22 protein-coding genes are annotated in these 22396 nt (G+C 70.4%); 10 read left to right on the top strand and 12 right to left on the bottom strand.

Annotated features, from left to right (window positions below; all coding sequences use genetic code 11):
* Positions 1-90 precede the first annotated feature (90 nt).
* Together ACGFW5_RS21495 and ACGFW5_RS21490 are read right to left on the bottom strand one after the other, a co-directional pair.
* Positions 91-1725, bottom strand: a complete 1635-nt coding sequence (locus tag ACGFW5_RS21495; RefSeq protein WP_393835953.1) for a YfcC family protein — start codon at positions 1723-1725, stop codon at positions 91-93.
* A 173-nt stretch (positions 1726-1898) separates the two neighbouring features.
* The gene (locus ACGFW5_RS21490; RefSeq protein ID WP_393835867.1) at positions 1899-2285 is read right to left on the bottom strand and encodes a hypothetical protein; all 387 of its coding nucleotides are present in this window, start codon (positions 2283-2285) and stop codon (positions 1899-1901) included.
* A gap of 263 nt (positions 2286-2548) precedes the next feature.
* Between ACGFW5_RS21490 and ACGFW5_RS21485 the strand changes: the two genes are divergently transcribed.
* Entirely contained in the window at positions 2549-3727 is a 1179-nt protein-coding gene (locus ACGFW5_RS21485) for an FAD-dependent monooxygenase (RefSeq protein ID WP_393835866.1), read from the top strand.
* Positions 3728-4070: 343 nt separating this feature from the next.
* Complete coding sequence (locus ACGFW5_RS21480; protein ID WP_393835865.1) at positions 4071-4679, top strand: TIGR03086 family metal-binding protein; 609 nt, start codon at positions 4071-4073, stop codon at positions 4677-4679.
* Between the two features lie 72 nt (positions 4680-4751).
* Here the strand turns inward: ACGFW5_RS21480 and ACGFW5_RS21475 are convergent, their stop codons facing one another.
* Entirely contained in the window at positions 4752-5591 is an 840-nt protein-coding gene (locus ACGFW5_RS21475; RefSeq protein ID WP_393835864.1) for a pentapeptide repeat-containing protein, read from the bottom strand.
* A 276-nt stretch (positions 5592-5867) separates the two neighbouring features.
* On the opposite strand from ACGFW5_RS21475, the gene ACGFW5_RS21470 reads away from it, so the two are divergent.
* Positions 5868-6734 (top strand): chitosanase, encoded by an 867-nt coding sequence (locus ACGFW5_RS21470; RefSeq protein ID WP_393835863.1) that lies wholly within the window; start codon positions 5868-5870, stop codon positions 6732-6734.
* 189 nt (positions 6735-6923) lie between these two features.
* Entirely contained in the window at positions 6924-7406 is a 483-nt protein-coding gene (locus ACGFW5_RS21465) for an excalibur calcium-binding domain-containing protein (RefSeq protein ID WP_393835862.1), read from the top strand.
* 164 nt (positions 7407-7570) lie between these two features.
* Here the strand turns inward: ACGFW5_RS21465 and ACGFW5_RS21460 are convergent, their stop codons facing one another.
* The 8 genes from ACGFW5_RS21460 to ACGFW5_RS21425 all read right to left on the bottom strand — a co-directional run bounded on the left by ACGFW5_RS21460 (position 7571) and on the right by ACGFW5_RS21425 (position 15144).
* On the bottom strand, positions 7571-9010 hold the full coding sequence (locus tag ACGFW5_RS21460) for a nucleobase:cation symporter-2 family protein (RefSeq protein WP_393835861.1): 1440 nt from the start codon (positions 9008-9010) through the stop codon (positions 7571-7573).
* A gap of 416 nt (positions 9011-9426) precedes the next feature.
* Positions 9427-10818 (bottom strand): 8-oxoguanine deaminase, encoded by a 1392-nt coding sequence (locus tag ACGFW5_RS21455; protein ID WP_393835860.1) that lies wholly within the window; start codon positions 10816-10818, stop codon positions 9427-9429.
* A gap of 51 nt (positions 10819-10869) precedes the next feature.
* Positions 10870-12270 (bottom strand): nucleobase:cation symporter-2 family protein, encoded by a 1401-nt coding sequence (locus ACGFW5_RS21450; RefSeq protein WP_393835859.1) that lies wholly within the window; start codon positions 12268-12270, stop codon positions 10870-10872.
* 67 nt (positions 12271-12337) lie between these two features.
* Complete coding sequence (gene pucL, locus ACGFW5_RS21445) at positions 12338-13261, bottom strand: factor-independent urate hydroxylase (RefSeq protein WP_393835858.1); 924 nt, start codon at positions 13259-13261, stop codon at positions 12338-12340.
* A gap of 5 nt (positions 13262-13266) precedes the next feature.
* Entirely contained in the window at positions 13267-13674 is a 408-nt protein-coding gene (uraH, locus tag ACGFW5_RS21440) for a hydroxyisourate hydrolase (RefSeq protein WP_393835857.1), read from the bottom strand.
* Positions 13674-14186: a 2-oxo-4-hydroxy-4-carboxy-5-ureidoimidazoline decarboxylase gene (uraD, locus tag ACGFW5_RS21435; RefSeq protein WP_393835856.1), complete on the bottom strand. Its 513-nt coding sequence runs from the start codon at positions 14184-14186 to the stop codon at positions 13674-13676. Before uraD ends, uraH begins: the two co-directional genes overlap by 1 nt.
* Before the next feature lie 167 nt (positions 14187-14353).
* The gene (locus ACGFW5_RS21430) at positions 14354-14674 is read right to left on the bottom strand and encodes a helix-turn-helix domain-containing protein (protein WP_393835952.1); all 321 of its coding nucleotides are present in this window, start codon (positions 14672-14674) and stop codon (positions 14354-14356) included.
* A 218-nt stretch (positions 14675-14892) separates the two neighbouring features.
* A complete protein-coding gene (locus ACGFW5_RS21425; protein WP_393835855.1) occupies positions 14893-15144 on the bottom strand; it encodes a hypothetical protein in 252 nt (83 codons plus the stop codon).
* Positions 15145-15268: 124 nt separating this feature from the next.
* On the opposite strand from ACGFW5_RS21425, the gene ACGFW5_RS21420 reads away from it, so the two are divergent.
* The 5 genes from ACGFW5_RS21420 to ACGFW5_RS21400 all read left to right on the top strand — a co-directional run bounded on the left by ACGFW5_RS21420 (position 15269) and on the right by ACGFW5_RS21400 (position 21083).
* Positions 15269-16102, top strand: coding sequence for a TIM barrel protein (locus tag ACGFW5_RS21420; protein WP_393835854.1), 834 nt, complete (start codon positions 15269-15271; stop codon positions 16100-16102).
* A 51-nt stretch (positions 16103-16153) separates the two neighbouring features.
* Positions 16154-17059, top strand: coding sequence for a 2-hydroxy-3-oxopropionate reductase (locus ACGFW5_RS21415; protein WP_393835853.1), 906 nt, complete (start codon positions 16154-16156; stop codon positions 17057-17059).
* A 208-nt stretch (positions 17060-17267) separates the two neighbouring features.
* Positions 17268-18725: a catalase gene (locus ACGFW5_RS21410; RefSeq protein WP_393835852.1), complete on the top strand. Its 1458-nt coding sequence runs from the start codon at positions 17268-17270 to the stop codon at positions 18723-18725.
* Positions 18726-19175: 450 nt separating this feature from the next.
* On the top strand, positions 19176-20360 hold the full coding sequence (locus ACGFW5_RS21405; protein ID WP_393835851.1) for a helix-turn-helix domain-containing protein: 1185 nt from the start codon (positions 19176-19178) through the stop codon (positions 20358-20360).
* A gap of 231 nt (positions 20361-20591) precedes the next feature.
* Positions 20592-21083: a hypothetical protein gene (locus tag ACGFW5_RS21400; protein ID WP_393835850.1), complete on the top strand. Its 492-nt coding sequence runs from the start codon at positions 20592-20594 to the stop codon at positions 21081-21083.
* Positions 21084-21372: 289 nt separating this feature from the next.
* Here the strand turns inward: ACGFW5_RS21400 and ACGFW5_RS21395 are convergent, their stop codons facing one another.
* Positions 21373-21681 (bottom strand): antibiotic biosynthesis monooxygenase, encoded by a 309-nt coding sequence (locus tag ACGFW5_RS21395; RefSeq protein ID WP_393835849.1) that lies wholly within the window; start codon positions 21679-21681, stop codon positions 21373-21375.
* Positions 21682-21828: 147 nt separating this feature from the next.
* Between ACGFW5_RS21395 and ACGFW5_RS21390 the strand changes: the two genes are divergently transcribed.
* Positions 21829-22386 carry a YciI family protein gene (locus tag ACGFW5_RS21390; RefSeq protein WP_393835848.1) on the top strand — a complete coding sequence of 186 codons (558 nt, stop codon included), beginning with the start codon at positions 21829-21831 and terminating at the stop codon, positions 22384-22386.
* Positions 22387-22396: the final 10 nt, after the last annotated feature.

Here is a 22396-nt window from a genome sequence, read left to right as displayed (position 1 = left end):
GACGACTCCGACGACTCCGACGACTCCGACGGGCAACGGCGCTACGGCGGCCACGACCGTTTGGGCGGCTCGCGTCCAGGCCGACGCACGTCACGTGAACGCCGCACCCACCGCCACGAACGCGCAGATCAGCACAAGCAGGATGGCCAGCAGCGGGGCCACGAAGCGCAGGTACCGGTTGTAGCCGACCTTGGCCAGGGCCACGCCGCCGATGGTGACGGCGGTGGTGGGGACCCACAGGTTCATCCAGCCGCTCGCCGCCTGCCAGGCGGTCACCACCAGAGCCCGCGACACACCCGCGAAGTCGGCGAGCGGCGCCAGGATCGGCATGGCCAGGGTCGCGTGGCCCGAGGTGGAGGGGATCAGGAAGGCCAGGGGCAGGTTCACCACGAAGACGATCACCGCGAACAGCGCGGAGGGCGCGCCCTTCACGGCGCCCTCGATCGCGTGCAGCACCGTGTCGGTGATCCGCGCGTTGTTCATGATGACGGTGACGCCCCGGGCGAGCACGATGACGAGAGCCGGGGAGATGAAGTCGGCCGCGCCCCGGATGACCGTCGAGCTCAGTTCCGCCTCGCCGAGCCGTGCCGCGACGCCCACCAGGACCGCGGCCACCAGGAACAGGGCGGCCAACTGCGGGAAGGACCAGCCCAGTTCCCAGGTGTAGGGGGTCGCGTCCGCCCTGCCCGTCAGGGCGCTCGACCACGGCACCACGGAGAAGATCATGAAGGCGAAGACGAGGGTGAGGAGGATCAGGACCAGGGCGTGGGTGCGGGTCAGTTCCGGGGGCTCGTCCGCCGCCGGTCCGGCCGGGCCCGGCGTCGCACCCGGCGGCGTCGCACCCGTCAGGGGCGCGTCCACCGGCGTCGCACCCGGCGGCGTCGCACCCGGCTGGGACGCACCCCGCGGGGACGCGCCCTGCGCGGGGGTCTTCCGCGCCGCGTCCGGTGCGCCTCCACCCCCGCGGCGGTCCCGGTCCCGGTCCCCGGGCAGAAATCCCGTCAAGGACGCCGACGGGTCCCGTTGGACGCGCCTGCCGTAGCGGACGACGTAGAGGATCGAGACCGTCGTCAGGACCACCCACATCACGAAGCGCAGCACGATCCCGTCGCCCAGGGAGATCCCGGCGGCCGACGAGGCGACGCCCGTCGCGAAGGGGTTGACCGTCGAGCACAGCACGCCGATGCCCGCGCCCACGATGATCGTGCCGGTCGCCACCAGGCGGTCGTAGCCCAGTGCCAGCATCAGCGGCACGATCAGACCGTAGAAGCCCAGGGTCTCCTCGGCGAAGCCCTCCACCGTGCCGAGTACGGAGAAGACCGTCATCACGCCCGCGATCAGCAGCGCGCCGCGTTCGCGCAGCCGGTGGGCGAGGAGGCCGATGCCACGGTCGAGCGCGCCGGTCGCGAACACCACCGTGATGAACGCCCCGATGGCCAGCACGAACAGGAACACCCCCGCGCTGCCGTACAGATCGCCTGCCAGGGCGGGGCCGACCTGGCCGGACTTGGCGTCCTGGATGCCGTACAGGCCGTTGACCGGGGAGAGGAAGAGGTCGTTCAGGCGGTCCACGACGCTCTGGCCGTTGCCGACCCGGTGGTAGGTGCCCTCGACGGGCGCGCCGTCGGCGTTGCGGTCGTACGCGCCGGAGGGGATGACGAACGCCAGGAGCCACACCGCCACCGTGACGATCGCGAGGACCGTCAGCGCGCTCGGGAAACGCAGCCCCCTGCTCCCGCCCTCCTCCCCCGCGGGCGGCTCCTCGAACGGCGGCTCGGGCGGCGGGACTTGGCCCGTCCCGCCGACGGCCGCCCCACCGGCCCGCACCGTCCCCGCACCCGACCCCGACCCCGACCCCGGACCCGGATCGGACGGTGGCGGCGGCGGCGGAGAGGCCGTCACGGCCGGCTCCTCGTGCACGCTGCCGCGTACTCCCGCTCCTGCGGGAACGCCGCCCGACCGCTCAGCGGGCCGCGCGGTACGGGGAACAAGGCACGCACGTTCGGGGCATGCGGGATGTGCGAGGCGTGCGGAGTGCGCGGGCTGTGCTGCGCCCCGGTCACGGGCTCCGAGCCGGGTGCGCGCTCGCCCGGGACGCCGGTGAGCGCGATGAGGCGGAGCCAAGGATGCGGTGCCTCCACATGGGCGACGAACCTGCCCCCCGCCATTTGCGCCATCTGCGCCATCTGCGGATCCGGTCGCAGCTGGAAGCGCGGGCGCAGCCCCGCGCGGGCGCCCTCCCTCAGCACATCGACTCCCATTGGCAGGTCCTGGTCCGCGTCCATGGGACTCAAGGGACCATGCGGGGCACGGTCACGCATCCGGTGGCCGCCCCGGGGTGGTTCCTCCAGGCCCACCCGCGTGACGTCCTGGTCATGGACGTACCGGCCACGCCCGCACCCGGGACGGTGCCGCTTTCCCCGGCACCCCTGCGCGGTCCGACCCGTTGCTGCGACAATCCGCGAAAGTGTTCGCCCACCGGGGGGCGCGGCACTGTCCGACGAGGATCGCGGGGGCGCTGGGGATGCGTGGAGGGCGAGTCGCCATTGTGGGCGGAAGCATCGCGGGGTGCGCTTCCGCACTGGCCGCGTACCGCGGCGGCGCCGACGAGATCACGGTGTACGAACGGGCGTCCGGCCGGCTGGCCGACCGCGGCGTGGGGCTCGCGATGCACAACGACCGCTACGCCGAACTGGAGGCCGGCGGGTTCGTGACCCCGTCGATGCCATGGCTCCAGCTGACGAGGCGCCGCTGGTACGTGCGTGACGGCGCGACCCCGATGGGCCGGACCGTCGGCACGCTGCCCTTCCCTTTCCGTACGTACAACTGGGGCCCGCTCTGGGCCGAACTGCGCGCCCGGGTACCGGAGTCCGTGGAATTCCGCCCGGGCGCCGTGGTCGACCGGCTCGAACTCACCGATGACGGCGTCCGGTTGGGAACCCCCGATGGCGGATCGGACCGGTTCGACTTCGTCGTGGGGGCCGACGGCTACCGCTCACTGGTCCGCTCGGCCGCGTGTCCCGACGTGCGTCCCGAGTACGCCGGGTATCTCGCCTGGCGCGGCGCCTTCCCCGTCGCGCGGCTGCCCGAAGCGGACCGCTGGCCGGTGGGAGACTGCGTGTACGTCGTCTTCGCGGGCGGGCACGTGGTCATCTACCGCATCCCCGACGGCCGGGGCGGCCACCGCGTCAACTGGGTGCTCTACGCCGCGCCGCCGTTGGACCACGGGCTCCCGCTCGACTCCCCCACCAGTCTGCCGCCCGGCACCCTGAGCGACGCGTTGCGCGCCCGGGCCCTGGACATCGCCGACACCCAACTGCCGCCGTTCTGGGGTCAGTTGGTGCATCTGACCGAGCCCGCTGAACTCTTCATCCAGCCGATGTACGACTTCACCGCGCCCCGGTACGGCACCGGCCGCCTCGCGCTGACCGGGGACGCCGCCACGGTGGCCCGCCCGCACACCGGCGGCGGCGCGGTGAAGGCGCTCCAGGACGCCAACGCCCTGGCAACCGCCCTGGCTTCGGCCACGAGCTGGCCCGAGGCGGCGGCCGCCTACCACGCGGAGCGCTCCGAGCCAGGGCGGAACATGGTCGAGCTCGGCCGCTCCCTGGGCCTCGGACTCGTCTCGCAGAGCCCCGACTGGAACGCGATGGATCAGAGCGGTCTGGAGAAGTGGTGGCGCCAGGCCGACGGGTCGAGCGCGTTCGGCGGCCGCGGACTCTCCTGAGGACACGCGGGACGGCCCAGGGCGCCGAACTGCTCGCCCCCACGACCGGCGCCCCGGGCGGACCATCCGTGGCGCGTCACGGAGGCGGCGCATCGCGGTCGCCGAACCGAGCAGACGCCGCCCACCACGGCCCACGGGCCAACCACGCCCCGCGCACCACAGTCGCCCGACCAACCACTCGCCGCCGCCCACCACCGTCGACCGGCCGGCGCTCACCGCCCACCACCGTCGACCGGCCGGCACTCTCCGCGCCCCCGTCCGGCAACGGCGCGCGGAGATGCACGCCGCGAGGGCGGTCGCAGGGACCGCGATGAGTTTCCGGCTCGCGCGCGGTCTCCCCTGTATGAGTAGCGATGCGCATGCCCAAGCCACCCTGCCCGACCTCGGCCCCGCGGCGGCCGAGCTGACCCGCCTGCTCGACGGCGTACGCGATGATCAGCTGGCCGGGCCGACACCCTGCTCCACGTACGCGCTGCGGGACCTGCTGGCGCACGTCCTCGGCCTCAGCGGCGCCTTTCAGGATGCCGCGCGCAAGGAATTCGGCCCGTCGACCAACACCGCGCCGAGCAGTGCGCCGCCGCCCGAACTGCCCGACGACTGGCGCACGTCGCTGCCGGACAACCTGGCCGCCATGGCGGCGGCCTGGCGAGACCCGGCGGCCTGGGAGGGCGAGACCCAGGTGGGCGGCCTGAACCTGCCCGCGACGGTCGCGGGCCGCGTCGCCCTCGACGAGCTGGTCGTCCACGGCTGGGACGTGGCCAGGGCCACCAACCGGGCGTACCGGCCGGCCGCCGCGGATCTGGAAGTGTCCTACGCCTTCCTCGCTCCGTCGAAGGACAACCCGGCCGCCCGCGGCACGGCGTTCGGCCCGGCCATCGAGGTACCGCGTGACGCGCCCATGCTGGACCGCGTCATCGGCCTGAGCGGCCGCGACCCCGGGTGGACCGCCTAGGGGGTGTCCGCCGTCCGTGGCGCGCCCCGCCCCTGGTACCCCACGCACCCCTCCAGGGGGTGATCGCCCGGCTCACCAGTGCGCGGGGCGCACCAGGGACTGTGGGATCCGGGTCGTCGCGTCGCCCTGTGCCGCGTTCAGCTGGGACTGGGTGAGGAAGAAGGCCTCGGTCAGGTCGGCGCCGGACAGTCGCGCGTCGCGGAAGTCCGCGCCGATCAGGTCGGCGAGACGCAGATCGGCGCCGCGCAGGTCCGCGGCGATCAGGAGGGCGCCCCGCAGGTTCGCGCCGCGCAGGTCGGCGCCGGTCAGCCGCGCCCCCATCAGGTCGGCGCCGCGCCGGTCCTTCTTCTTGCCCTTGAACTCGGCCCTGACCAGCTCACTCGCCTTCAGGAGCAGCTTGTTGACCTTGTCGCGGTGGGCGGGCACGTCCACGTCTCCCAGCGCCTCGGGGGCGAGCAGGGTGAACGCCTCGGTCTCCCGCAGGGCCGCGTCGAGTTCGGCGTGGACGGGCCGGGCCCTCGGCAGGGCGAGTGCTTCGGTGACGTACCACAGCAGCTCATGGAGCTGGCGCATCACCGGGAACACCTCGAACATCGAAGCGGCGCTCTCGGGTGCCGCACGCCAGTCGCGGCCCCCGAAGGTGTGCTGGGAGACCTTCTGGCCGGCGCCGAAGCAGTCGTACACCGTGCAGCCCTGGAAGCCGCTCGTGCGCAACTTCTGGTGGATGCCGCAGCGGAAGTCCCGCTGAAGGCTCGGGCAGGGCTTCCCGGCCGGCTTGTCGATCGCGAAGTCGGCGGACGCCGCGTAGGCGAGGGCCACACAGCACAGACCGAAGCAGTCGCCGCAGTCGGAGACGAGGGCGAGACGGGTCGCGCCGGGCGCGGGGGCGACTGCCTCGTGGTTCTCGGACACCGTACGGAACTCCTCTGACTGGCGGCGATGGCGGCCTGACAGTCTAAAGCCGCCCCGCCGACGGCATCACATCGCGGGCCGGGCCCCCGGATGCGGGGCGTGCGCGGAAGAGCCGACGCCCCCCGCTACGCGTCCGGAGCGGGCCCCGCCGGGGCGCCACGGCCGTCGGCCAGTCCTCAACTTCCTTGTGTCACAGGGCTGTACGGGCACTTCCGAGCAATGGTAGGAAAGTTTCCTAACAGAACACCCGGAGCGACCGACTCCCTGGAGGTTCACGTGCACACCCCCCACGGCAAGACCACCGCACGTCGTACCAAGATCGCCCTACGCGTCCTGCTCGGCACCGCGCTGCTCACGGTTCCGGTCACGGCGTACGCCGCCGACGGTCCGGCCGCCGCACCGGCGGACAATGTGGCGGTGATCAATGCCGCCGCGACCGGGCTCGACGACCCGGCGAAGAAGGACATAGCCATGCAGCTCGTCTCCAGCGCGGAGAACTCCTCGCTGGACTGGAAGGCGCAGTACAAGTACATCGAGGACATCAAGGACGGGCGGGGCTACACCGCCGGCATCATCGGATTCTGTTCCGGCACCGGCGACATGCTCGACCTCGTCAAGCTCTACACGGCCCGCAACCCCGGCAACGTCCTCACGAAGTACCTGCCGGCCCTGGAGAAGGTCGACGGGACCGACTCGCACAAGGGGCTCGACCCGAACTTCACCAAGGACTGGAAGACGGCGGCCTCCGAGACGGCCTTCAAGGAGGCGCAGAACGACGAGCGGGACCGGGTGTACTTCGATCCGGCCGTCCGCCAGGGCAAGTCCGACGGGGTCGGCACGCTCGGGCAGTTCATCTACTACGACGCCATCGTGATGCACGGTGACGGAAGCGACCCGACCAGCTTCAGCTCCATCCGCAGGAAGGCGCTCGCCAAGGCCAAGCCCCCGTCGCAGGGCGGCAACGAGACGGCGTACCTCAACGCCTTCCTCGACGCCCGCGTCTGGGCGATGAAGCAGGAGGAGGCACACAGCGACACCAGCCGCGTCGACACCGAGCAGCGGGTCTTCCTGAAGAAGGGGAACCTCCACCTGGACACGCCGCTCGACTGGAAGGTCTACGGCGACCCCTACCACATCGGATAGCACCGGTTCCGGGTGACGGCGGGTACGGCAGCGGCGTGCTGCCGTACCCGCCGTCGCCGTTGGTCGCGCTCTCACCGGTGGCTGCGAACGGGCGAGTTGCCCCGTTCCCCTCACCGGGAGGTGTGCGGCCCGTATTCTCTCCTTCACCAGATCATCACAAGCATTCCGATCGTCCGAGAGAGCCGCCGCATGCGCATATCCAGCCCAGCCGTCCGCACTCTGCTCGTCTTTGGGCTGCTCGGTGCGCTCGCCCTCACCACGACCGGTTGCCAGGACTCGACGCCCAGGACGAAGAAGCCGATGGCAAGCGTCTCGCCCGGCACCCCTTCGGCGTCCCCTTCGCCTTCGCCGTCCGATTCCGCGACGCCGACGGCCAGTGCGACCCCGACGCCGAGCCCGGCCCGGACGCACCCCGCGACGCCGGCCGCGCCCCCCGCCTCGAAGCCCCCGGCCGTCACGATCCAGCCGAAGCCCAAGCCGAAGGGCCCGAGCCTGCCGCCCCCGATGAACGGCGGCGGAAACAAGGTCAGCGGGGGTGGCGGCGGGGGCAGCAGCGCCTCCTACCAGAACTGCGCCGCCGCCCGCGCCGCCGGGGTCACTCCTCTGCATCGCGGCGACCCCGGCTACGCCGCCCACCTGGACCGGGACGGCGACGGCGTCGCCTGCGAATAGCCCCTCGGCCGCGTGCCGTCGGGTGAGCCGCCGGGTCGTCCGCCCCGGCCGGCCGGCGGGGCGACTCCGAGGAGAGCGATGTCACCGCCGGGCGCGGGACAGGCGCGGGGGCCGTGTCCCGCACGACGGGACACGGCCCCCGCTCGTCCCGCAGGGCGGGCCGGTCAATGCAGGGCGGCCGCCGGTTCCGCCATGGGCAGGACCTCGGCCTCGTCCTCGGCCCGCCTCGATCCGAAGTGGTTGAAGGCCAGGTTGAGGACGATGGCCACCACGCAGCCGGTGGAGATGCCCGAGTCGAGGACGACCAGCAGCTTGTCGGGGAAGGCATGGTAGAAGTCCGGCTTGGCGATCGGGATCAGGCCGATGCCGACCGATGCGGCCACGATGAGAGCGTTCTCACCCTTTTCGAGGGCGGCCGTCGACAGGGTCTGGATGCCGCTCGCGGCGACCGAGCCGAACAGGACGATGCCCGCGCCGCCGAGCACGGGCAGCGGTACGAGGGAGATCACCGAGGCCGCGACCGGGCACAGACCGAGGGCGACCAGGATGAGCCCGCCGGTCGCGACGACGAACCGGCTGCGCACCTTCGTCATCGCGACAAGCCCGATGTTCTGGGCGAAGGCGCTGGCCATGAAGCCGTTGAAGACGGTGCTGAGCACGGATCCGAGCGTGTCGGCGCGCAGGCCGGCCGCGATGGTGTTCTGGTCGGCCGGGCGCTCGACGATCTTGCCGAGGGCCAGCATGTCGGCGGTGGACTCCGTCATGCAGACCAGCATCACGATGCACATCGAGACGATCGCGGCCACGTCGAACTGCGGGGCGCCGAAGTGGAACGGCGTCGGGAAGCCGACGACGTCCGCGTTCTTGATGGCATCCAGACTGGTCTTGCCCATGGGGATCGCGATGAGCGACCCGGCGATGAGACCGAGCAGGATCGCGATCTGCTGCATGAAGCCGTGCAGCAGCTTGCGCAGGGCCAGCACGATGACCAGCGTGATCGCGGCGAGCCCGAGGTTGGAGAGCGAGCCGTAGTCGGCGGCCTTCTCGTTGCCCCCGGAGGACCAGTTGAAGGCGACGGGCAGCAGCGAGACACCTATGAGGGTGATCACGGTGCCGGTGACGACCGGCGGGAAGAAGCGGACGAGCTTGCCGAAGTAGGGCGCCGCTACGAATCCGAGCAGCCCGGCTACGATGACCCCGCCGAGGATGACGGGGATGGCGTTGGCGCCGTGCTCCTTGCCGATGGCGATCATCGGTGTGACGCCGGCGAACGAAACCCCGTTCACGAAGGGCAACTTGGCGCCGATCTTCCAGATCCCGAGGGTCTGGAGGAGCGTGGCGAGTCCTGCGGTGAACAGGCTCGCGGCGACCAGGAAAGCGGTCTCCTTGGCGTCGAGCCCCACAGCGGGGCCGACGATCATGGGCGGGGCCACCACACCCGCGTACATCGCGGCCACGTGCTGGAGGCCGCTGGTGAACATTTTCAGCGGGGGGAGCGTTTCGTCGACCGGATGTTTCTCGCCGGTCTGGGCGGGGTCGACCGGATGCTTCTCGCCGGTCCGGGCGGAGTTGACTGCGTTGCGAAACCTGGGCTGTGCGGCCACGGCGGTTCCTCCGGTCGGTTACACGTCGGCGGTGGACGCGGGTGTCATGGAGGTGGTGCGTTGTGGTGCCTTGAGCAGCTGGAACAGGTGGTGCGTGGAGCGCGGGGCAGTACGGACAGCGCGGCTCGGCTGTCAGGTGCGACAAGAACGCCCGGACGGTGCGCGGTGGCGGCTCGTGACGCGGGCGGGCTTGGGCCGGATGGGCGTGGGTGGCGCCGGTACGTCGGGTGACGGAACGCCAACTTGCGTTCCGCACAAGGAAGTTGCTCAACCAGTGCGTTATGGCGACGGGTTTCACCGTTCCGGGGGGTGCGTACGTCCTTGCAGTACGCACCCCCCGGCCCAGCTGCCGGGCGCCCCGCTCGGGTGCACGGCGACCGGCCGAGGGCCGTCCCCCTCGGCCGGACTCCTTGGGGTCAGGCCTGCGCGGCGATCCGGGCGAGGCGCTGGGCCTCTTCACGGGTCGCCACCGCGATGGCGTCCTCGTCGACCGTGGTGAGACGGCTGTTCTCGACGATCTGCTTGCCGTTCACGAACGAGGCGGTGACCGGTGCGGCGGCGCCGAAGACCAGCGCGGTGACCGGGTCGGCGATGGACGCGTGCGCGATGGTGTCCAGCTTCCACAGCACGAAGTCGGCGAGCTTGCCGGCTTCGAGGGAGCCGATCTCATCGGCGCGGCCGAGTACCTGGGCGCCTCCGTAGGTGCCGAGGCGCAGCGCCTGGCGGGCATTGAGAGCGCTTTCGCGGTGCTGGGCGTTGAGCCGGTTGATGAGCAGCGCGTTGCGCAGCTCGGTGTGCAGCTCGCCCGACTCGTTGGAGGCGGTGCCGTCCACGCCGAGGCCGACCGGGACACCGGCCGCGAGCATGTCCGGGACGCGGGCGATGCCGGCGGCGAGGCGCGCGTTGGAGGACGGGCAGTGGGCGACGCCGGTGCCGGTGCGGGCGAACGCGGCGATGTCGGTGTCGTTCATGTGGACGCAGTGCGCCATCCACACGTCGTTGCCGAGCCAGCCGGTCGACTCGAAGTAGTCGGTGGGGCCCATGCCGAACAGCTCCTTGCAGAACTGCTCCTCCTCCACGGTCTCCGAGCCGTGGGTGTGCAGCCGTACGCCCTTGGCGCGGGCCAACTCGGCGCCCTGCTTCATGAGTTCGGTGGAGACCGAGAACGGCGAGCAGGGCGCGACGGCGACCTGGGTCATCGAGCCGAAGGTGGCGTCGTGGAACCGGTCGACGGTCTCGGCGGTCGCGGCGAGCGCGCCGTCGAGGGTCTCGACCGCGAAGTCCGGCGGCAGGCCGCCGTCCTTCTCGCTGCGGTCCATGGAGCCGCGGGCCAGGGTGAAGCGGACGCCCATCTCGGAGGCCGCGCCGATGATCGCGCCGGACAGGTCGCCCGAGTTGCGCGGGTAGACGTAGTGGTGGTCCATCGCGGTGGTGACACCACCGCGCGCCATCATCGCCAGCGAACCCTGTGCGGCGACGCGGCCCATCTGCTCGTCGATGCGCGCCCACGTCGGGTAGAGCGCGACCAGCCAGTTGAAGAGGTTGTGGTCGGTGGCCAGACCACGCGTGATCCACTGGTAGAAGTGGTGGTGCGTGTTGATCAGGCCGGGGGTGACCAGATGGCCGGTGCCGTCGATGCGGCGGACCACATGCGCGAGGTCCTTCGGGGCCTGTCCGGCTCCGATCGACTCGATCTTGTTGTCGGCGACGACGAGGTGACCGGAGGCGTACTCGGTGTCATTCGCGTCCACGGTGGCGATCGCACAGTTCTCGATGACGATGCGCTGGGGGGCTGCCGAAGGTGCCATGGTGCTTCCTTCTTTACTCTCTGGCGGTGGTGACTGGGGCACGGCAGGACCCTACGAGGATTTGAGTGCCGGGGCCGCGACGCTGCTCCGGGTGCCGAGATGGTGGAAGAAAAGGTTGAGCAGGACCGCGGCGAGCGCTCCCGCGCTGATGCCGGACCCGAGCACGGTCTGCGCCCAGGCGGGGAATCCGGCGTAGAAGGCGGGCGCGGCGAGCGGGATGATGCCCGCCCCGAGCGCCACGGCCACCAGGATGATGTTGGAGCTGTCGTCGAGCCCGGCCTCGGAGAGGGTGCGGATGCCGCTCACCGCGATCGAGCCGAACAGGACGATTCCGGCGCCGCCGAGCACGGGCATCGGGACCAGCGAGACGACCGCGCCGAGCACCGGGAAGGCGCCGAGCACCAGGAGGGCGCCGCCCGCGACGGCGACAACGTACCTGCTGCGTACGCGAGTCAGCGAGACCACGCCCACGTTCTGGGCGAACGCGCTGGTGGGGAAGCCGCCGAAGACCGGCCCGAGCAGAGTGGCGATGCCGTCCGTGCGCAGACCCCGGGCGATGGTCCGCCCGTCGGTGCGGCGCTCGCAGATCTCGCCGATGGCGAGCATGCCGGCGCTGGACTCGGTCATCAGGACCAGCATCACGATGCACAGGGAGAGGACGGCGGCCGGGTGGAACTCGGGGGCGCCGAAGGAGAAGGGCGTCGGCAGAGCGGCGACGGGCGCGGACTTCATCGCCGCGAAGTCGGCCATGCCGAACGGGATCGCGGCGAGGGTACCGACCAACAGGCCCAGCAGCAGAGCGACTTGACGCAGAAAACCGCGACCGAAGCGCTGGAAGAGGAGGATCACGACGAGCGTGAAGGCGGCGAGCGCCAGATTGCTCATGGATCCGAAGTCGGCGGCGGTCTTGTCGCCGCCCTGGGCCCAGGACACCGGAACGGGCATCAGCGTGACGCCGATGAGCGTGATCACGACACCGGTCACCAGCGGCGGGAAGAAGCGCAGCAGCCGTCCGAAGAAGGGACCGACCAGGAGGCAGAAGACTCCGGCGACCATCACCGCGCCGTAGATGGCGGGGAGTTGATGGCCCGGCTCGCTGGTCTCGGCGATCGCGAGCATGGGCGCGATGCCGGCCGATGAGGCGGCGTTGACGAACGGGAGCCGGTTTCCGGCGAAGTTCGCGACGCCCAGTGTTTGCAGGACGGTGGCGAGCCCCGCGATGAGCAGACTGGCCGCGATGAGCCGGGTCTGTCCCGCGGTGTCGAGGCCGACGGCCTGACCGATGATGAGCGGAGGGGTGACGACGCCCGCGTACATGGCGGCGATGTGCTGGAGCGCGGCGGGGACGAGCCGCGAAGCGGGGAGCTTTTCGTCCACCGGGTGCACGGCACCCTGAGGTGGGGTGGGACATGGGCCGTCGGCTGGTGCCGGCCCCATTGCAGGCTGTGCCATGAGAATCCCTCCGGTCTGGCCGTCCCCCGCCCGACTGCGGGCGGGCTGGGGGCGGCTCAGTGCCGCGTCAGAGGTTGGTCATGTCGACCGGGATCTGCGGCTCGGCACCGTCACGCAGGACGGTGCCCTCGATGAGACCGTACGGACGGTCCGCCGCGAAGTAGACCTCGTTGTCGTTCTTGAGCCCGAACGGTTCGAGGTCCACCAGGAAGTGGTGGCTGTTCGGCAGCGAGAAGCGAACCTCGTCGATCTCGGACCGGCTGTTGATGATGCGCGAACCCATCTGGTACAGGGTCTGCTGGAGCGAGAGCGAGTACGTCTCGGCGAAGGCCTGGAGCATGTGCTTGCGCACCTGCTCGTAGGACTTCTCCCAGTTCGGCGCCTTCTGCTCGTCGTCGGTCCAGTTGAACCGCCAGCGGGCGGAGACACTGGTCGCCAGGATGCGGTCGTAGGCTTCCTTGAGCGTCGTGTACTTGTCCTTGACGTAACCCCAGAATTCGGAGTTCGTCGAGTTCATCACCGTCAGGTCCTTGAGGCCCGAGATGACTTCCCACTTCTCACCGTCGTAGGTGATCTGGGTGACCCGGGTCTCCTGGCCCTTGCGGACGAAGGAGTGCTTGACGTCGTCGGAGCCGATGAACTTCGAGTTGGCCTCGGAGGTCTCGATGCGCTCCCACGCGTACTCCTCGATGCGGATCCGCGCGATCTTGATCGGCTCCTGCGAGGTCACGAAGTGCCGCGCGAGGTGGATGCCGAACTGCTCGGCGGACTCGATGCCGTACTCCTTGGCGAACGCGTACACCGTGTTCTTGGTGGTGTCGGTCGGAAGCACGTTGGCGTTCGAGCCGGAGTAGTGCACGTCCTCCATGTCGCCGGACAGGGCGACCGAGACGTTCAGGTCCTTGATGTGGTGCGTGTCGCCGTCCCGCGTGATCTTGACGACGCGGTTCTCTGCTTTGCCGTACTGGTTCTGGCCGAGAATCGTGGGCATGTCTGCTAGCTCCCTCGGTAAACGGAGTAGCCGAACGGGTTGAGCAGCAGCGGTACGTGATAGTGCTCGCCCGGGGTGACGGCGAAAGTGATCGCCACCTCCGGGAAGAACGCACCGCTGTCCCTTACGCGGGGGGCGTCCTGCTGCGCCTCGGCTTGCTTCTTGTCGCTGTGCTGGTGGGTGGAGAAGTACGTCTCGACCTCGAAGTCGAGCCGCACGTGGGTGGTGCCTTCCGGCAGCGCCGGCAAGTCCTTGCAGCGCCCGTCCGCATCGGTCGCGGAGCCGCCGAGCGCGATCCACTCGGCGTCGGAGCCCGAGCGGGCCGCGAGCGAGATGGCGACGCCTTCGGCGGGGCGTCCGACGCTGGTGTCCAGGATGTGCGTGGACACCGATGCGGTGGTGGCGGTGCTCATCAGTCCTTGTCCTCTTCTACGAGACGGGTCAGCCGGATTCGGTTGATCTTCCCGAGTTCGGTGCGCACGATCTCGCGCTCCTCCTCGGACGTGTTGCCGATCCGGGTCTTCACCGCGTCGCGCATCTGCTCGCCGGTGGCACCGGTGGCGCAGATCAAGAAGACGTGGCCGAACCTCTCCTGGTAGGCCAGGTTCAGTTCGAGCAGCTCGGCCTTCAGGGCCTCGGAGGCCCCGGCCATGCCGCGCTGTTCACGAGCGGAAGTGGGGTCACCGGGCTTCGGCCGGCCGATCGGCGGGTGCCCGGCCATCGCCTCTTGAAGGTCCTTCACGGTCAGCTCGGCCAGAGCGGCGTCACTGGCGGCGAAAAGGTCCTCTGCGGTGGCGTACGGACGCTGGGCGAGCACCTTGCTCCCCCACGCCGAACTGGCGCACACCTCGTGGAGCGCGGCGAGCGCCGCACTGTCCTGTGAGGTGTTGAACCGGGCGAGGCCCGGTGTCGAAGTCGTAGTCACGGCGGCCTCCGTGGCCTTGGTGCTGAACGGGCTGCGGATAGCTAACGCCCTGAGAAACATCCCGTCAACACTTTGTTGAAAACTTGGGGTTACAAAAACCGCCGCCCGGTGTCCGGACGGCGGTTCGTTGCGCGGGGGGTGCCCAAAGGGCCACCGGGCGTGCACGCTCAGTCGTCCTTGGCGGCGTTTTCCCTGTTCAGATAGTTGTAGACCGTGAAGCGGCTGACCCCGAGCGCCGAGGCGACCGTCTCCACGCCGTGCCGCACCGAGAAGGCGCCGCGCGCCTCCAGGGTCCGTACGGCCGACTGCTTGGCCTTGCGGTCCAGGGCCGCGAGCGGCATGCCGTGCCGGCGCTCCATGGCGGCCAGGATGTGATCCAGGGAGTCGGAGAGCTGCGGCAGCCGCACGGCCACCACGTCCTGGCCCTCCCAGGCGAGCACCACGTCGTCGGGCCGGGCGAGGGCCGGGAGCAGCATTTCCGCGCCCATGGCGTCGACCAGCGGCTTGACCGCCTGGAGCAGGGGGTGGTCCGCGGGCTCGGTGACCTGCGCGAGGGGGACCCCCGCCGGTGCGGCTTCGGGCGCAGGGGGCTGGTCCACCGATGCGACCGTAGGAGCCGGGGGCTGATCCACCGACGCGGCTTCGGGCGCCGGGGGCCGGTCCGCCGATTCGACCGCGGGTGCCGGGGGCTGATCCACCGATTCGGTCACTTCTCGCCCTCCCCGAGCACGTTGACCTGGAGCGAAACGCGGGTGGCGCCCGCCGCCAGCGCCTTGCGGAGCAGCGCGTCCACGGCGGTCAGCACCTGGTCCGCGGCGCCTTCGGCGGTGTTGCCGAACGGGCCGACGTCCACCGCGTCCAGCTGGGCCGCCTGGATGACGTCCCGGGCGACCACCGCATGCGGGGGCGCCTCGTCCAGGTCGAAGGGCTCGGTCGTGAACTCCACTCTCAATCGCACGCGCTCAACCTACTGCGAGGTCGGCGAAATCCGGGAGGCCCACTTGACAACCTCGCCGGTCCCCCTGCAACCTTCCATCAAGCAGAAAACAACTTCCGCAATACGGAAGGAGCGCCACACCCTCATGGGATACACGGACCAGCGCTTCGATGTGAACCTCTCGATCCTCTTCACGGAACTCCCGCTCCTGGAGCGCCCCGCGGCCGCCGCCGCGGCGGGCTTCACGGCGGTCGAGCTGTGGTGGCCCTGGATCGACTCCCCCACCCCCGAGCAGGCCGAGCTCGACGCCCTCAAGAAGGCGCTCGACGACGCCGGCACTCAGCTGGTGGGCCTCAACTTCTACGCCGGCGCCCTGCCGGGCCCGGACCGCGGTGCGCTGTCGATTCCCGGTGCGGAGTCGGACCGCTTCCGCGCCAACATCGACGTGGCGGCCGACTTCGCCGCCTCGGTCGGCTGCAAGGCGCTCAACGCGCTCTACGGCAACCGCGTCGACGGCGCCGACCCGCAGGTGCAGGACACCCTGGCCCTGGAAAACCTCGTACTCGCGGCCCGCGCGGCCGACCGGGTCGGGGCCATCCTCCTGGTCGAGACCCTGAACAAGCCGGAGTCGCCGCTCTACCCGCTGGTGAGCGCGCCCTCCGCCATCGAGGTCATCGACAAGGTGAACGCGGCGACGGGCCTTGGCAACGCCAAGTTCCTGCTCGACATCTACCACCTGTCGATGAACGGCGAGAACGTCTGCGAGGTCATCGAGGCGTACGCCGACAGGGCCGGCCATGTGCAGATCGCCGACAACCCGGGCCGTGGCGCGCCGGGCACCGGCTCGCTGCCGCTGGAGGGACTGCTCGACCAGCTGAAGAAGGCCGGTTACGACGGCTGGGTCGGCCTGGAGTACAAGGCCGCCGACGCCGCAGCCTCCTTCGCCTGGCTTCCCGCCGAGGCCCGCGCGGCGAGCTGACCGCGCCACCTGAACTTCTTGACGTACCACCGCAGTTAGAGAGGCACCCTCATGAGCAACCCCGCTGGCACCTCCCGCCCGGCCATCGCATGGGTCGGCCTCGGCATCATGGGCTCCCCCATGTCCGAGAACCTGATCAAGGCCGGCTACTCGGTCACCGGCTTCACCCTTGAGCAGGACAAGCTGGACCGCCTCGCGGCCGCCGGCGGCACCGCCGCCCCCTCGATCGCCGAGGCGGTCAAGGACGCGGACGTGATCATCACCATGGTCCCGGCGTCCCCCCAGGTGGAAGCCATCGCCTACGGCGAGGCCGGCATCCTGGCCCACGCCAAGAAGGGCGCGCTGATCGTCGACATGTCGTCGATCACCCCGCAGACCTCGGTCGACCTGGCCAAGAACGCCGCGGAGAAGGGCATTCGCGTCCTGGACGCCCCCGTCTCCGGTGGCGAGGCCGGTGCCATCGAAGCCGTCCTGTCGATCATGGTGGGTGGCGAGCAGGCCGACTTCGACGAGGCGCTGCCGATCCTTCAGGCCCTCGGCAAGACCATCGTGCTGTGCGGTCCGCACGGCTCGGGCCAGACGGTCAAGGCCGCCAACCAGCTCATCGTCGCGGTCAACATCCAGGCGTGCGCCGAGGCCGTCGTCTTCCTTGAGAAGTCCGGCGTGAACCTCGAAGCCGCCCTGGACGTCCTCAACGGCGGCCTGGCCGGCTCGACCGTGCTGACCCGCAAGAAGGACAACTTCCTGAACCGGGACTTCAAGCCCGGCTTCCGGATCGACCTGCACCACAAGGACATGGGCATCGTCACCGACGCCGCCCGCAACGTGGGTGCGGCCCTGCCGGTCGGCGCGGTCGTCGCCCAGCTCGTCGCCTCGCTGCGCGCCCAGGGCGACGGCGGCCTGGACCACTCCGCCCTGCTGCGCGCGGTCGAGCGCCTGTCGGGCTCGCAGGTCTGAGGTCCGACCCGCTGAAACACCCCCTCGGGGGCCCCAGATTTCCGGTCGGCGGTGGCGCTGACACCTGTCCTGTCGCGCCCAGGCGTCGCCGTCGGCCGGAAGCTCACTCCTTCATTTTCAACAAACTGTTGACGTTCCGTTCCGGGCGTCCTTACGCTCCAGGAACCGCCGAACAGTCAGCGGTGCAGCTCCAGTACGGAAGGTCACGATGTCGAAGCGCGTGCTTACGACCGAGTCCGGCGCCCCCGTCGCCGACAACCAGAACTCCGCCACCGCCGGCGTCGGTGGCCCCCTCCTGCTCCAGGACCAGCACCTCCTGGAGAAGCTCGCGCGCTTCAACCGTGAGCGCATTCCGGAGCGTGTGGTGCACGCCCGCGGCTCCGGTGCGTACGGCTACTTCGAGGTGACCGACGACGTCACCGGCTTCACGAAGGCCGACTTCCTCGGCGAGGTCGGCAAGCGCACGGAGACGTTCATCCGCTTCTCCACCGTGGCCGACTCGCTGGGCGGCGCCGACGCGGTCCGTGACCCCCGCGGCTTCGCCCTGAAGTTCTACACCGAAGAGGGCAACTACGACCTCGTCGGCAACAACACGCCGGTGTTCTTCATCAAGGACCCGATCAAGTTCCCCGACTTCATCCACTCCCAGAAGCGCGACCCCTTCACGGGCAAGCAGGAGCCGGACAACGTCTGGGACTTCTGGGCGCACGCCCCCGAGGCGACCCACCAGATCACCTGGCTCATGGGCGACCGCGGCATCCCGGCCTCCTACCGCCACATGAACGGCTACGGCTCCCACACCTACCAGTGGACCAACGCCAAGGGTGAGGCCTTCTTCGTCAAGTACCACTTCAAGACGAACCAGGGCATCCGCTCGCTCTCCGCCGAGCAGGCCGCCGAGACGGTCGGCAAGGACGCCAACAGCCACCAGACGGACCTGCTCCAGGCCATCGAGCGCGGTGTGAACCCGTCCTGGACGCTGTATGTGCAGATCATGCCGGTCGCCGAGGCCGCGGACTACCGCTTCAACCCGTTCGACCTCACCAAGGTGTGGCCGCACAGCGACTACCCGTTGCAGCGCGTGGGCCGGCTGGTCCTCGACCGCAACCCGGACAACGTCTTCGCCGAGGTCGAGCAGGCCGCCTTCTCCCCGAACAACTTCGTTCCGGGCATCGGCCCCTCGCCCGACAAGATGCTCCAGGGCCGCCTGTTCGCCTACGCGGACGCGCACCGCTACCGCCTGGGCGTCAACCACACCCAGCTCCCGGTCAACGCCCCGAAGGCGACCACGGCAGACAACTACGGCCGCGACGGCCTGATGGCGACCCGCTACGGCCGTCGCACCGACAAGAACTACGAGCCCAACTCGTACGCGGGTCCCGCGCAGACCGACGCCGCCCTGTCGGCCCCGCTCGCCATCCACGGCTGGACGGGCACGCACGAGGCGCCGCTGCACAACAAGGACGACGACTTCTTCCAGGCGGGCGAGCTCTACCGTCTGATGTCCGAGGACGAGAAGTCCCGCCTGGTGGCGAACATCGCGGGCGGCCTCTCGCAGGTCACCCGTGACGACGTCGTCGAGAAGAACCTGGCCCACTTCCACGCCGCCGACGCCGACTACGGCAAGCGCGTCGAGGAGGCCGTCCGCGCCCTGCGCGAGGACTAGCGGCCCGGCTCAACCCATGGACCGTGCAAGGGAATTGACGGGAGGTCAACTTCCTTGCACCGTCCGGTCCGCCGACCCGGATGAGGGGTGGTCGGCGGATTCGGACAACCTGAGGATCGCGGCGGTGTGGCGATGCCAGTGCGGTGGTGAAGGCGTGTGCGTCCCCCTTCCTGACCTGAAGGAAGGGACCCGGCACGCACGCCAATCGCCGCCGCCGCGATCCCAGATCTCCCCGACCCCGTCCGGCGGCCACGAACGTCCTGTCGCGCCGGCCTCGTCCCGCCGGACGGCCACGCCTCCCAGCCAGGGCGCTGGGTTCGGTTTACGGTCCCGAACCGAGCGTCCGATGATCAGCCGATGACCTGCGGAAACGCAGGCATCGGCTGATCTTTTCCATGCGGAAGCCGCCCGCGAGTACCGTTCTGGTGTCGAGTCAGAACGGAGTTCAGTGTGCACGCTCTGCCCCATGACCACACCGGCGCTCGCATCAAGCGATTGCGCCTCGAACGCCACCTCACCCAAAGGGCTCTGTCGGACCTCTCCCTAGTCCCGTACAGCACTCTGTCCAAGACCGAACAAGGCGTCATCCCTGCCAGCCCGTACGTCATCAGCGCCGTGGCCCGGGCGCTGCGCGTTGACATCGCCTCTGTGACTGGCCAGCCCTACGTGACCGAGCTCCGCGCCGATGAGCTGGACGTCCTGATAAGGCCCATCCGGGAAGCCCTTGACGTCTACGACCTCGGCGCCGACCCTGACATCCGGCCCCGCGATCATCTCCTCCTGGCGCGCGACGCCGAGGCGCTTCTCGTCTCCGTCCGCGCAGGCGAGATCAAGCAGGTCGCGGCCGACCTCCCGGGGCTGATCCAGGAGGCGACGACCGCGGCGCACCTTGCCCCGGGCCGCGAGACGTGGCTCCTCCTCGCCAGCACCTACCGCACCGCGTACGACGTCGCGAGCAAACTGGGGTTCTACGACCTCGCGACGATCGCCCTGTCCCGCATGGACTGGGCCGCGCAGCGCGGCTCGGACCCGGTGGTCGGCGGCATGTACCGGTACATGCGGGCCCTGACCTATCTGCGGGACGGCCAGTACCGCACCGGGGAACGCCTCGTGAAGCTCGGCATGTCCACCCTTGAGCAGGCCGATCCGGGCCGCGAGCGAGACGTCATGACTGGGCAACTCCACCTCGGAGCGGCCGTCATGGCGGGGCGCTCGAAGGACGAGACCCGCGCGGTCGGCCACCTCAACGAGGCGGACCGGCTGGCGTCGTCCACGGGCGAGGCGGTCAACGTGCACTGGCTGGCCTTCGGCCCGACGAACGTCAGTGTCCACAGGGTCAGCGTGCTCGCCGAGCTGGACCAGTACGGAGACGCCACGCAGGCGGCACAGGGGCTGACGATCCCCAGTGACTGGCCGGCGTCGCGTCGCAGCCACCACTACGCAGAGGTGGCGCGCGCGCAGATGTGGACGGGTGCCCTCGATGACGCGTTCCGGAATCTCCTGCGCGCCCGGAAGGCTGCGCCGCAACAGGCGCGCTACCACCCGACGGTGCGAGAGACCTATGCCGGGCTGGAGGCCGCCCGACGACAGCTGCCCGACTCGTTTCTGTCGTATGGCTCCTGGCTGGGTGCCTGACGGGCCGTCAACCCCTGGCCCCGGCTATCAACTTGTCGTGACAGTCGGGGCCTTGGCGTGGGTGGAACCTGTCGTCACCAGCCCCGACGACATGGAGTCGACCATGCTCACGCGCCCTACCGCCGGCAATCCCGAGCGCCGCCGCACCATCGCGGACGCCGTCGCTGGACTGCCCGTGCCGCTCCCGCAGTACCCCGCAACGCACCCGGCCTTGGCGAGGTCGGACACCCGATGACCACCATGTCCAGCGCCGTGCGCAACGCCACAGCCGCCTGGCTGGCAGCCAGCCTCAACCGTCCCGAGGACGCCTACACCCAGTGGGCCGACCGCCGCCTCGCCGTCCTCGCGCTCGGCCGCCGGTTCTGCGCGTTCCGTCTCGCCGACGAACTCGTCCACGCCGCAGGCAACGCCACCGGGTTCCCCACCCCCACGACCATCCTGCGCACCCTCGCCGGCCCCGTCATCCACGACCCGCGCGGCAGCCGCTACTACGCCCTCCTGCCACCCGCCCCACCGGGCCCGGACCTCGGCCCCCACGCGACGTACCTCGGCCTCGGCCACTACATCGGCGTACCGCGCGTCGGAGACGACCAGCAGACCGAGACGTGGTCCAGCTACTGGGCCATCCCCATGTCCGCACCGGCCAACCTGTGCGACCCGAACCGCGTCCTGGGACTCATCCGCGCCGGCACGGCCGCGCTCGACGAGGAAGCCGACGCGTGACGGCCCCGCGGACTTACGTCACACCCGAGTGCCGTGAAGCGCGCAACCTCTCCTGGAAGGAGGGCCACTTGCTCTGTCCCGGCCCTGCCGAAGTACGGCTGTCACCGAGCACCGTACCGATCGAGCGCCTTACGTGCGGTTGCGCTTGCCACAGCGCGCCCACGGTTGCGTCCGCGAGGGGCGGCCCCGCCACACTGGCGCCGTGAGCAGCACGCTTGAAGAACGGCTGCCCCGGATGCGGCGGCAAGTCGTACGGCCCGCGAGGGGCACGCCGATCGCGTCGGTGGCATCACCGCGTCGCGGCGCCCGGCTCCGTCAGCAGGTCGTCCACGAGCAACAGGCGGGTCTCCGGGTGGCGTTCGGCGATCGCGTCGCTCATCATGGCCGCCCCCTCGGGGTCGGGCATCGCGCACCGGTCGCGGCTGGCCTCGTCGGGCCAGCGCGCGTAGGCGACCCAGGTACCGTCGTCCGCCTGGTGCAGCCGCGAGCCGTAACTGCCGCAGCGCTCAAGGATCGCCTCGGTCACGCGGTGCCAACCGTCCACGAACTGCTGCTCTTTGCCCTGCTTGAGGTCCCAGCGGTAGATGACCGCGAACATCGCGGGTTCCTCTCCTCGTCCCGGCTCATTTCTTGATCACGACAGTAGTCGACGGCGGGAACGGACGTCCGGGCCCTGTGTCCCGCTGCATCCCGCGCGCGCAAACCCCGTTGCTCTGCCGGCCCGGCTGCGGAAGAGTCCCTGGTCATGGAGTTCTTCTGCTATCACCGGGACCGGCCGGGCTCGCTCGCTCTGCGTGCCGAACTGCTGGAGGAGCACTGGTCCTACATGGACCGGTACGCCGGCGAGATGATCGCCCGGGGCCCCACCCTGTCCGACGACGGCGAGACGCCCACGGGCAGCGTGCACATCCTCGACCTGCCCGACGCCGCCAGCGCCCGCGCGTTCGTCTTCGACGAGCCGGGATACCAGGCCGGGGTCTATCGGGACGTGCAGCTGCGGCGGTGGCGCAACCTCCTTGGACGCACCATGTGGGACTTTCCCGGCGGCCGCGTGGACGGGGACAGGTTCCTGGTGCTCGGGCTCGGCGGCGAAGGCGCCAACGGCACCGACGGGCTCACCCTGCCCGCCGACACGGACGAGCTGATCGCGTTCGGCCCGCTGCTCTCCGACGACGGCGCGACCCACCTCGGCGCGGCGGCCCTCGTGCGGGCGCCCGACCCGGACACGGCCCGTGCCGTACTCGCTCGGGACCGGTACGCCGTCGTCGAGGTCCACCGCTGGCAGTTCGGCGGGCGGCAATGACCCGACGGTG

Origin of the sequence: Streptomyces sp. NPDC048416 (genome assembly GCF_043200435.1) — a bacterium.
GTDB lineage: Bacteria > Actinomycetota > Actinomycetes > Streptomycetales > Streptomycetaceae > Streptomyces.
This window is presented reverse-complemented; position numbering and strand designations above follow the sequence as displayed.